Origin of the sequence: Roseofilum halophilum BLCC-M91 (assembly GCF_030068445.1) — a bacterium.
Taxonomy (GTDB): domain Bacteria; phylum Cyanobacteriota; class Cyanobacteriia; order Cyanobacteriales; family Desertifilaceae; genus Roseofilum; species Roseofilum halophilum.
The window spans coordinates 39113-49980 of sequence record NZ_JAQPOK010000155.1; the positions used below are offsets into that span (position 1 = coordinate 39113).

At 46.5% G+C, this 10868-nt stretch carries 13 protein-coding genes; 4 read left to right on the forward strand and 9 right to left on the reverse strand.

Translation table 11 applies throughout. The features are described 5' to 3' along the window. Positions 1-25: 25 nt before the first annotated feature. Entirely contained in the window at positions 26-751 is a 726-nt protein-coding gene (locus tag PJF56_RS20160; RefSeq protein WP_283764511.1) for a class I SAM-dependent methyltransferase, read from the reverse strand. Positions 752-1094: 343 nt separating this feature from the next. Between PJF56_RS20160 and PJF56_RS20165 the strand changes: the two genes are divergently transcribed. Next, the gene (locus PJF56_RS20165; protein WP_283764512.1) at positions 1095-2462 is read left to right on the forward strand and encodes a 1-acyl-sn-glycerol-3-phosphate acyltransferase; all 1368 of its coding nucleotides are present in this window, start codon (positions 1095-1097) and stop codon (positions 2460-2462) included. Positions 2463-2561: 99 nt separating this feature from the next. Beyond that, positions 2562-3152 carry a gamma-glutamylcyclotransferase family protein gene (locus PJF56_RS20170; RefSeq protein WP_283764513.1) on the forward strand — a complete coding sequence of 197 codons (591 nt, stop codon included), beginning with the start codon at positions 2562-2564 and terminating at the stop codon, positions 3150-3152. 59 nt (positions 3153-3211) lie between these two features. Here the strand turns inward: PJF56_RS20170 and PJF56_RS20175 are convergent, their stop codons facing one another. After that, positions 3212-4237: a hypothetical protein gene (locus PJF56_RS20175; RefSeq protein ID WP_283764514.1), complete on the reverse strand. Its 1026-nt coding sequence runs from the start codon at positions 4235-4237 to the stop codon at positions 3212-3214. A 189-nt stretch (positions 4238-4426) separates the two neighbouring features. Between PJF56_RS20175 and PJF56_RS20180 the strand changes: the two genes are divergently transcribed. After that, on the forward strand, positions 4427-5137 hold the full coding sequence (locus PJF56_RS20180; protein WP_283764515.1) for a GvpL/GvpF family gas vesicle protein: 711 nt from the start codon (positions 4427-4429) through the stop codon (positions 5135-5137). Here the strand turns inward: PJF56_RS20180 and PJF56_RS20185 are convergent. Further along, positions 5099-6604 carry a DUF3084 domain-containing protein gene (locus PJF56_RS20185; protein ID WP_283764516.1) on the reverse strand — a complete coding sequence of 502 codons (1506 nt, stop codon included), beginning with the start codon at positions 6602-6604 and terminating at the stop codon, positions 5099-5101. The genes PJF56_RS20180 and PJF56_RS20185 overlap by 39 nt on opposite strands. Positions 6605-6698: 94 nt before the next feature. Further along, complete coding sequence (gene ntcA / locus PJF56_RS20190; protein ID WP_283764517.1) at positions 6699-7370, reverse strand: global nitrogen regulator NtcA; 672 nt, start codon at positions 7368-7370, stop codon at positions 6699-6701. 340 nt (positions 7371-7710) lie between these two features. On the opposite strand from ntcA, the gene fabI reads away from it, so the two are divergent. After that, positions 7711-8487 carry an enoyl-ACP reductase FabI gene (gene fabI / locus PJF56_RS20195; protein WP_283764518.1) on the forward strand — a complete coding sequence of 259 codons (777 nt, stop codon included), beginning with the start codon at positions 7711-7713 and terminating at the stop codon, positions 8485-8487. A gap of 49 nt (positions 8488-8536) precedes the next feature. Here the strand turns inward: fabI and PJF56_RS22275 are convergent, their stop codons facing one another. The 5 genes from PJF56_RS22275 to PJF56_RS20215 form a co-directional block, all read right to left on the reverse strand. Next, a complete protein-coding gene (locus PJF56_RS22275) occupies positions 8537-8704 on the reverse strand; it encodes a DUF6760 family protein (RefSeq protein ID WP_347179597.1) in 168 nt (55 codons plus the stop codon). After that, the gene (locus tag PJF56_RS20200; RefSeq protein WP_283764519.1) at positions 8647-9003 is read right to left on the reverse strand and encodes a hypothetical protein; all 357 of its coding nucleotides are present in this window, start codon (positions 9001-9003) and stop codon (positions 8647-8649) included. The genes PJF56_RS22275 and PJF56_RS20200 overlap by 58 nt, the downstream gene beginning before the upstream one ends. Next, the gene (locus PJF56_RS20205; protein WP_283764520.1) at positions 8996-9301 is read right to left on the reverse strand and encodes a hypothetical protein; all 306 of its coding nucleotides are present in this window, start codon (positions 9299-9301) and stop codon (positions 8996-8998) included. Before PJF56_RS20205 ends, PJF56_RS20200 begins: the two co-directional genes overlap by 8 nt. Before the next feature lie 50 nt (positions 9302-9351). Continuing rightward, complete coding sequence (locus tag PJF56_RS20210) at positions 9352-9948, reverse strand: phage tail protein (RefSeq protein WP_283764521.1); 597 nt, start codon at positions 9946-9948, stop codon at positions 9352-9354. A 79-nt stretch (positions 9949-10027) separates the two neighbouring features. Continuing rightward, positions 10028-10528: a phage tail protein gene (locus PJF56_RS20215; RefSeq protein ID WP_283764522.1), complete on the reverse strand. Its 501-nt coding sequence runs from the start codon at positions 10526-10528 to the stop codon at positions 10028-10030. Positions 10529-10868: the final 340 nt, after the last annotated feature.

Genomic DNA, 10868 nt, shown 5'->3' on the forward strand with positions numbered 1-10868 from the left:
ATTAATTCAGGATACCCTGTTTTTTCTAGATATTGTTTGTGCAAACCCAAATTACGGTACTATTAAATAAGTTTCCCAAAAGAGGGAAGGGAGAAAACATTTTTTTCTGAATGTTTAGTTTGTTATTCAATAAGGTTTCTAAGCCTCGATAGTCAAACCCTTTGTGGGCGCGATAGGATGATTTTTGGGCGTGGGATGAGGGGAAGCTTTTGCAATCCCAAAGAATGGCGGCCGAAAAGAGTTCTTTCGGGGTGTAGCGCTCATAGCCATATCCGCCTTTTAGGTTCGCCAGATAGCGTCCCGTTTGTTTAACGAATAGGGAGGGGCCAACTTCAATGGGGACGGAAATTACGATTTTGGCGTTGGGTTTACAGAGGGGTAAAATGGTGTCGAGAATAGGGGCAGGATCGGGGACATGCTCTAGGGTTTCGGTGCAAAAAACCAGGTCTAGACTTTGGGGAGTAATTAGGGTCTGGGTTTCTGAGGGCAGACCGAATTTAAATCCGGGAATATCTCTTAAGGTTTCTTGAGATGCGGCGAGCATATCGGGGGAAATATCAATACCAAAACCGGATTGAATGAAGCCTTGTTCATAGGCCGATCGCAGCAACCACCCATCGCCGCATCCATAATCCAAGGCACAGGGATACTTTTGGTTTCCTAGGGCATTAAGAACGGCTTGAAATCGAGATTTATGGGCGACGCGAGTGAGGGTATTTCCTTTTTCTAGAAGACGCTCTGAGTAGGACATAAAGGTAAGGTGATTTGGGTTAGGGATGGAAACGGGATGGGGATTGAGTTTTAAGTTTAGGTTAGTGTATCACAAGGGGTGGAACTGTACGGGTATCCCAGGTTTGGGGGAAGTAGTAGCACAATCTACCGCTCCTCAAGGTTAGTCTACAGAAGAGTTACAAGTTATTCCTGAATTACCCCGATCGCGATCGCTTTCAGGAGACTCAGGTCTACGCCATGCCATAGAAGTGGCTAAAATAATCGTCAACTATAGCTTTAATATCTTCAATCTGGCTACCCTATAGGGGGCGATCGCCGCCCTCAGAACCCCAAAAACCCCAAGCCAACTCTATCCCAGCACCATGTCTGAATCCATCATCGATCGCATTCAACCCCCCCTAGAACACATCCCCCCCCAATTCAATCCCCTTGCTCTCAAAGGCGTACAACTCATTCTCCCCTTTTGGTTACGCACCCAGTGTCAAATCACCCAAATTCATACCCACAACACCCTCACCCTCGCCCAACTCTATCATCAATTTCAGCAACAGCAAATCCGCCTCATTCTCGCCTTTCGCCATCCCAGCACCTATGACCCCTATTCCATGGCTCATTTACTCTGGAAGGCCGTACCGCAAGCCGCCAAACAGCATAAAATCCCCCTAAAATCCCCCGTTCATACCCATTTTATGTACGATCGCGGGATTGCCATTTGGGCCGGAAAACTTGCCAGCACCATCTTTTCCCAACTGGGGGGTACATCCATCCAGCGCGGAAAACTCGACCGAGAGGGTCTAAAATGCGCCCGATCTTTACTCCTTGACGGTCGTTTTCCCCTCACCTTAGCTCCCGAAGGAGGAGTTAACGACCATAGCGAACTCATGAGTCCCTTAGAACCCGGAGTGGCTCAACTCGGATTTTGGTGTGTAGAAGATCTGCAAAAAGCCAACCGTTCCCAAAAAGTCGCCATTCTTCCCATCGGCATTCGCTACTCTTTCCCCCAACCCCCATGGGAACAACTCGATCGGCTCTTAAATGACCTGGAACAGGATTTAAGCTTACCGCCCTTGAGCAGCAATTCCCCAGACAATATCACCCAAGCTCGGTATACTCGACTCCTGAGAATTGGCGAAAGCTTACTCTCCTTAATGGAATCCTTTTACCGCCAATTTTATGATGTCAAATTTGAAGAACTGCCAGACGTAGAAGACCCGAATCAAAACTTCTCTCAACGGCTAAACCGGTTGCTCGAAAACGCCCTTCAAGTCTCTGAAAGCTACTTTAAAACCCAACCCAAAGGATCGTTTCTTGACCGGTGTCGCCGCTTAGAACAAGCAGGTTGGGAACGGATTTATCGCTCAGATATTGAACGTTTATCTCCCGTAGAATCAGGGCTAGGCAATTGGGTTGCCGAAGAAGCCAGTTTACGCATGGGACATATGCGAATGGTGGAGCGGGTTTGTGCAGTGACCGGGAAATATGTGCGGGAAAAACCGACCGCAGAACGATTTGCCGAAACTTTATTAATTTTGTGGAAAACGATCGCCTGGATTAAAACTGGAAAAGCCGATACTCGCCCCAATTTAGGAGAACTAGAAACCACCCTGACTGTGGGAGAGCCATTATGGGTTAACGATCGATGGGAAGATTACCAAAACAGCCGCCGTCAAGCGGTTTCTAGCTTAACTCAGGATTTGCAAGTTTCCTTGGAAAAATTAATGATTTCCTAATGTTAATTCGTACCCAAAGATACTTTATAGGATTGCCCTCTATAACCTTCTTTGCTATACTCCCTAGCAACATTTAGGTTATATAAACTGTAAACAACTATGACTGTTCAAGGCGAACAATTTAGATTTTCAGCAGGTGATAAACTCCATTTAGTCCGTTCTATACCCTCTCAAAAGTCAGAATCAACTTCAGAATCGGGGTATTTTGATTACTTTGCCTATGGGTCGTGCATGTGTCCTGTAGATCTTCAGCGCACCCTAAAAGAGCCAACTTATCCTTATATTGTTGGACAAGCGACGTTGCGCGGATATCGGCTTGGATTTTATCGTCGTTCCTTAAAACGTAATTGTGGCGCTTTAGATGTGGTTCCCGATGCACAAAGATCGGTAGAGGGGGTGCTTTATCGACTGCCTTGGCGGTTAAGTGAGTTGCTGGATATTCGGGAAGAAATTCCCCGCAATGGCTATCGTCATGAAACGGTGGAAGTATCCTGTCAGGGAAAGCTGTACAAAAATGTTCGTACCTATGTGGTAGTGGACAAGTTACCGGAAGAATTGGCTCCCAATGATTGGTATTTTAATGTGGTAATGCGGGGTGCAATTACTTGTGGCTTACCGGAACAGTATTGTTGGGATTTATTTAACCATATGCATCGCCTGCAAGCGACTCAGTTGAGGCGATCGGCTTAGGGAGATGGGGGAATGGGGGGATAGGGAAAAGACTCTATTACCCATTACCCATTACCTATTTATTTCAGTTCAAAGCTAGTTCCGCGATAACATCCTTGAAAAGAGGTTAGGGGAATTTGCGTCCGGTGTTGTAATTGAGCCACTAAGGATTGACTATTAGCGGTGGCGGATGCTTCGCCCCAATTGTAATCAATCATGCCCAACATATTGCCGGTTTGGTAATAGCTGTATTCTTCTACGGGAATGCCTTTTACACCGGTAATGGTTTGGTCATAATAGCCATTAATGATAATTTTCTCGATTTTCACACCTGGAGCGATGCTAATGTTCCATTGTACGGGTTCGTAGGCGGAGAGGGCGAGGGTGATGGGCCGATCGCGTCTTTCAACCCGAATATCAATTTGTCCGGTGGGATGATAAGCACCACTGTGATCCCAGCGAGCTTCATAGACGCTAATCAAGTGTAATTCTTCCTCGCCAACTCCACGAGCTACATATCCGGAAAAATCGCCTGTTCCTCCAATACCGCAGCTATAACCGGGACTAAAGGTGGTGGGGGTTTGCTCTTGTAGTCTGGGTTTGAGCCATGTCCAAGCGGCAAACCCAAGTCCAGCGACTAACACCACCCCTACACCCACGGGGAGAACGGTTTTCAGTAAACGTGCTGCGTCAGACTGACCCCATTGATTGAAGGTTTGTTTTAGGGTTTCTGCGGTATCTTGAATGGGGTTGGTATTGCCATCAAGTTGGGCGAGTAGGCGCAAGCTTTCGGGGTTATCGAGTAGGCTTTGAATGGCTGTACCTTCACCGACATAAAACTGGCGGGACGTGCGATCGAGTAGGAGCCAATTTTCTTCTTCTTCCAGATGGTAGGGTTCGATGATGGAGTGAACTTCCCCATGCTGGAGAAAGACTTGCCAGGCGATGGCATGGCCTGCGCCCACATCATCGCCATCGGTATACATCAGTTGCCCAATATCGCTATCCCAGTGCCAGGCAACCCAACGGCGATCGCCCGTATAACCAAGGGATTTTTCTAACTGTGTATGGGCGGTGAGATTAATCCGTTCAACTAATTTAGACATAATGATGAGAGTTGTGGGGTAAGGACTTGGCTTTGTTATACGGTAACCTTTCCTTCTTTCCGGGCCAAGTGTGGGGTCAATTAAAAATGATAGCGCTAGTAATGGGTAATGGGTAATGGGTAATGGGTAATGGGTAATTGGAGTCTATCCATGTAAGGGTATGATCGCGGGGATGGGTTAGGGACGATCATGTATACTTACGCCTTGATGAAAAGACCGGAAACGGCTCTAGAACTGCCTCCAGGATTGGTTGGTGATTTAGAGCTGGTGGGTACTGGGCAGTTAGCGGCAATTACTGAGCCACGAATCTCGCCGACTAAAATGGAGGCGCTGGTGCAAGACGATCGCCTTTTAGAGCAAGCCTATATTCATTATGGGGTCGTGGTCTGTGATTTATTTGCCAAGACTACGATTTTACCTCTGAAATTCTACCATTGTTTTCGCGATCGCCCGGCCCTAGAAGAGCATCTCACTGCCCATCAAGACCAATATCTGACAACCCTCAATACTTTAGACGGGAAAGGGGAATATATCTTAAAAGCCTTTCCCAAACCCTTAGAGCTTCCCCCTTTAGACAAGGAACAAAAGGGTAAAGCCTATTTTCTGGCCAAAAAACGCCGGTATCAGCAGCAGCAAGAGTATCAAAACCAACAAGATTTACAATGGGAAACGCTGACAGAGCAAGTGTTAGCCCTGTATCCGGAGGCTGTTATTCCTGAATCCCAAGACGAAAAACGAGAACTGTTTTGGTTAGGAGACAAGAATGGGCGATCGCTGTTAGAAAAACACCTCTTCACTTGGCAAGAACTTTGCCCAGATTGGGATTTAAACTTGAGCGATCCCATTCCACCCTACGATTTTCTAGGGATCTTGAACACTCTCCCTGATGATTTGGGATGAAGTGCGAAAGACTTCCTCATTCTCTTCAAAAGCGACCAAATCAATCCGCAGTGGGCCGGCTGTATAGGTAGTTTCCGAGGCGATGGCTTGAATAGTGATTCGGGTGGGATTAGCTTGAATTTTCTGCACAAAATTCATCAAGGTTTCTGGCGACCCATCGCCCACTTGTAAACGGCTTTCTAAAATCCCACCTCGACGGGCCCGAAAGCGACAAGATTCAATCAAAATTCCAATTTGTTCGATTAATTCCTCTTCACTCATGGTCGCGCCATTGGTTATCCCAGTGGCGATCACTTCTCCGGATTCAAACACGACTTGATTTAAGGCGACATCGGCAAAAATTTCCACATTCGATTCGCCACGAATATAGTTTCCTGCTGAGAGCAGACGAACCACATATTCTTGACCATCAGCAATTCGTTCTTTTAACCGTTCCACCTGGTCTGTCGTCACTTCAATCACTTGCTCATTCAGTTCTCCCGTGCCTGGTTTGACCTGTTCTCTAGCATATTGATTAGCAATGTCTAATAACCGATTAACCACTTGTACAGATCCTTGAGGATCGAGAATTTCTACCACCGCAGAAGCCAAGATTTGTCCCCGCAATAAAGCCAAGTTTCCTTGCCGTAAATCTTGATAATCTTGATAATATCGCTCAAAAATTCTGACTTGGCGCTCTAAAAATTTCTGTTGATTTTCGAGTTCTTTTAATCGCTCCTCTCGCTCTTCAATGACTTGATTGCGATCCTCAATTTCCCGATCGCGGTTTTCGATCTCCTCATCACGCTGGGCAATCAACTCATTGCGTTCAGCAATTTCCTCATCTCGTTGTGCAATTTGGGACTTGACCTCATTTTGCTGACGAATCAACTCTTCCCGCTCGGATCTCAGTTGCTCTAATTCTGACCGTAGCGTTTCGGTTTGAACGTTGACTCTTTGCAGTTGATCTTGGGCTTGTTGAAATTTCCCCATCACCTCCCGTAATTGAACTTGGGTGTTCTCAAAATTGGCTTGAATGTCCCTTAACTGGGCTTGAGTTTTTTCCAAGTTTTCCTCGGTGGCCGATTTTTGGGCAATCACCGTCTGCAAACTGGCATTGAGATTATCTAAATTTTCTTGTACCAGTTCCCGTTCTGCTCGTGCCTGAGCGAGGTCAATTTCAATCTGTGCCTTTTGCGCTTGGGTAGATTGGAGTTCTCGACGAGCTTGACGCAGTTTACGCTGGGTTTCATCGTATTCAAAAATCCCTCGGCGCAAAGGCTGACTCATGGCAAAGAGAATGCCTAGGGTTGACCCAGAAATCAAAGTACCCGTAACAATGGTTACTAAAACGGCGGTTTGTCGGGGGCGAAGATTAAATAAACTTAACCTGGCTTTACCCACCTTTGTCCCCAGGCGATCGCCCAGGGTAGCGAGTAAACCCCCTAAAAACAAAATCGAGACAATCAGAATAATGCCAATAGTCATGGGTAGCTAGAGACAATCCAAGATCCAGATATAGCCTAGCCCATCAGAGTAAAGGCGATCGCCTAAAGCGTCAGAATTCACATCACTGTTCAAGTTAAGCAAACTGTTGACTCAGAACCACTGGATTATGTACCGTAATCTTCTTCTTATGGATAGAAATCATTTTTTCGGCGCGTAAATCACCGAGCAAACGGGTAACCGTCACTCGTGTCGAACCGATCGCCTCGGCGATCGCCTGATGAGAGAGTTTGAGATCGATGGTAATGCCATCCTCGGAAGGAACTCCAAAATCTCGACACAAAATCAACAAAAAACTCACCAGTCGCGATCCCATATCCCGATGAGCCAAAGTCTCAATCATCATCTCCGTTTGTAAGATCCGAGAAGAAAGACCTTGCAGCATCACCATCGACAGCTCTGGATTTTGTTTAATCGTCTTCTCTACCCGATCGATCGGCAGAGAAAGCAATTCCACCGGAGTAAACGCCACAGCATGATAGAATCGGTCGGAACGATGGCCCGTAATTAAGGACAACACCCCAAAGACACTATTTTCCCGCAGTAGGGCTACGGTAATTTCCTCTCCAGCCTCATAAACTCTAGAGAGCTTCACCGCTCCTTTGAGCAGGAAATAAACCCGCTCGGCTGGATCGCCCGGAAAAAAGATGGTTTTACCACGCTCAAAGCTTTCCACCACTGGAGGAAAACCACCGCCACTCATTTGGCGAAACATAGCCGCTAGGGATTTGTCATCACTGAGTACCATATTGCTTTACTTCGTAATGTGTGACTGTGCGATCGCGATAGCGTTGCGGAGCAATCTCGCTCTCCAACCAAGTGATCTGGTGAGCAGTGTATCACCTTCCACCACTGACCTTAAAACAAATTTAACGGAGTTTTTAAATAAAAGTGTTATCTTCATCCCGGATGGATTGGTATGAGTTTAACTAATCTAGACCCATTTGTGGAAAACTCGACCCTAAAAAATCTCTGCCCACCCAGATCGGGCAGTCAGTCTGTATGAGATGATGCCAATAGACCTAAAAGAGTGCATGATGCGCTCTTTTGGGATATCTTAGCTAGATTCTATTGACGATCAAACCATCATGCTCAATTTAACTGGAAAAAACGCGCTCATTTTAGGAGTTGCCAATAACCGCTCCATCGCTTGGGGAATTACCCAACAACTCCATCAAGCGGGAGCTAACTTAGGAATTACCTATTTACCTGACGAAAAAGACCGCTACCGCAAAAAAGTCCAAGATTTAGTCTCTCCCCTCAATCCCAGCCTATTTATGCCCTGTGATGTGCAAAACGACGATCAGGTGGCCGAGATGTTCGAGACGGTGAAAAAAGAATGGGGCCATATCGATATTCTGATTCATTCTTTGGCCTTTGCTGGTAAAGATGAACTCACGGGAGACTTTAGCGAGACCACGCGCTCCGGGTTTCTCAAGGCCATGGAAATTAGCACCTATTCTTTAACTCAGTTGTGCGCTCAAGCCAAAACCTGCATGGCTGAAGGGGGTTCGATTGTTACCCTGAGCTATTTGGGTGGCGTAAAGGTCATTCCCAATTACAATGTCATGGGTATAGCCAAATCAGGTTTGGAAATGAGTGTGCGCTATTTGGCTGCTGAATTGGGGCCGAAAAATATTCGCGTGAATGCTATTTCTTCTGGGCCCATTCGCACGTTGGCTTCTTCAGCCGTGGGGGGGATTTTGGATATGATTAAGCATGTGGAAGAAATTGCTCCCCTACGACGGACAGTGACGCAAACGGAAGTGGGAAATACGGCTGCGTTTCTTTGTAGTGACTTAGCTAGTGGGATTACGGGGCAAGTCATCTATGTGGATGCTGGATATGAAATTATGGGCATGTGATCGGAGTGAATCGTTGACCGTGGCAAGGTCAAAAGCGAGGATCGCAATTTTATTCAGGATTTAGCATCTCGGCAATTTGTACGACCCATTGCTGACGCTCCTGATGGTCTAAGGCTAAAATTTCGGCCCTCGACCAGTGAAAATGAAAGGCGATAAAGGCTACCTCCCGATACAACTGGGGTAGGGGGTAGCCGGTTGCTCCCCCGACATCCCTAATTCTGCCTCCCCAGGGTTAATGCTGTTGTAGAGATCGAGGAGGTAGTCTAAATCGATCAGAAACAAGTTTTCTAAGGCTTCTGGGGTGACTAAGGGGAGTGTACCCAGTTCGACTATGGTGCGCGAGAGCATGACGAGAGGGCGATAATCGGGGTATTCGGAGAGGTTCGGGTGGCGATCGCCAATTATCTCATCATTCCCCGTTGCCAAACGGATCGCTCCTTCTCGATGTACAGTTCCTTCCTCATCCACCAGCCCTTTCGGTAAGACAAACCCAAACCCCATGGAATCATCACTCATTCTCTACCGGTTCCAACTCATTAATCTGACGATAAAAATCCTGAAGATAACCTAAATCTACAGCAAACATATTTTCTACCACTGCCGGGGAAATTTCCTGTAGGGTTCCCAACTGCACAATCACCCGCGCCAAAATAATCACCGTCGCATAAGCCGGATTATCCATCACCCTCGGATCGCGCATGGGGATAATTTCATCCATAGCGCGAGATAAGCGCATCCGTCCCTGACGGTGCAGATTTCCATCGGAGTCTAAATAGCCTTTCGGCAACGTAAAATCAAACTCAGTTTGCAGCATATCATTTTTAATTTTTTCGGCTGTCGCCTTTACTGAAAATTTTTAATTGTTTACGGCGGCGAAATTCGCTTAAACACCTCACAAGCCATTTCCAACTCTTCACAAGCAAGTTCGGAACTCGAAGCCGTATTATCCGTGACACTATAGCTGATCGGCCAAGCATTTTCAAACTGAAACAGAGCGCCAATATCCCCATTCTGACGATAAACGGCGATCGATCCATTACGGCGCTGTTTAGCCCAATCCCCCTCTTGCACCGCATTCAACCAATTCCAGAGGGTTTCCGAACCACTTAACCCCCGTCTAAGACTAATATTATCAATCGTTGTTTTAGCCCCAGGAAGTTTAGAGGTATAGAGCATTCCCCGCTTGGCTTTGCCCCAAGGTTCCGGGAAAACTTCCGTAAATTCAACGACTTCTTGAGAAACTTTGAAGCCTTTACACTCCATAAATAACCCATCCACCCCATCCTTAGAGCCATCTAAATATAACTCCACATAAAACCGACAAGCCGTTAAAATTTCCGCCAAGTCCCGTTGAATTGCAAAGGCATCTTTGCCCCGACTCGAAAATCGAGAAGAGATATTAGAGCGTTGTCTACTCGGTTGGCGTTGGGATCGATTCAGATTGGGAAAACGAGAAAACATAGGCATAATTAAGATCAAATCTACTGGTAGGGGCGGGTTTCAAACCCGCCCCTACCCTGTATTTCATCATCTTCCTGAATTATACGGCTGGTGCTGGTGCTATGCTGGTTCCTTCCGTTGGCACTTTTCTAATCCCCGTATGGCTAATTTCTATGGTTTCCTTGAATAAATCTGCGCTATCTGCGCCCGCCTGAGTTGTGGTATATTTTGCGGGGATAGCTTGTATTATATTGTACCTCGCCCCTTCCGTTCCATCCTGCTTATAGATCACTAAAGAAGCATCTCCAGAATCTGCCACAGCATTTGTTGTTCCCCCAGTCATGGATGAGGGATGAGAGCTGGTATACCAGTTAATTAGAGCATCATTTTCGACGGTTGTCACAAACTCTAAGGTCATATTCTCATAGCTGACATGAGAAGGGGTAATTTGGGTTCCAGCCGCCACATTTTTCCCGGCATAAATGGCTTGTCCTTCGGCTGCGGGTTCAATGCTCATGGAAATGCCACTGACTTTTTGTAATTGTAGGGTGGTAATGCCCTTCAATTCAAAATAAAACCGGGCTTGGGTCAAATACTCCATGGTTCACTCTCCTGTTAAGATAGTTATGATGAGATGGAAAAAGGTACAGAGGTTAAGATTCTAGTGCCGTGATACAGGCAATTGGGAACTTTGTATTTTGGGTAATGCGAGCATCTTGCTCGCTAGAGAAAGGTACGGAGCAATATGCTCGCTAGAGAAAGGTACGGAGCAATACAGCGCTAGAGAAAGGCACGGAGCAATACAGCGCTTCGCGCGGTAATGGGTAATGGGTAATGGGTAATGGGAAAACCATTTTTTACGCTAGAGTGCCCATTCTTCAGGCTTTTCATGGGACAACACTCTCAAGGAACATTTCGATTACTGTACCTCATAACATCGA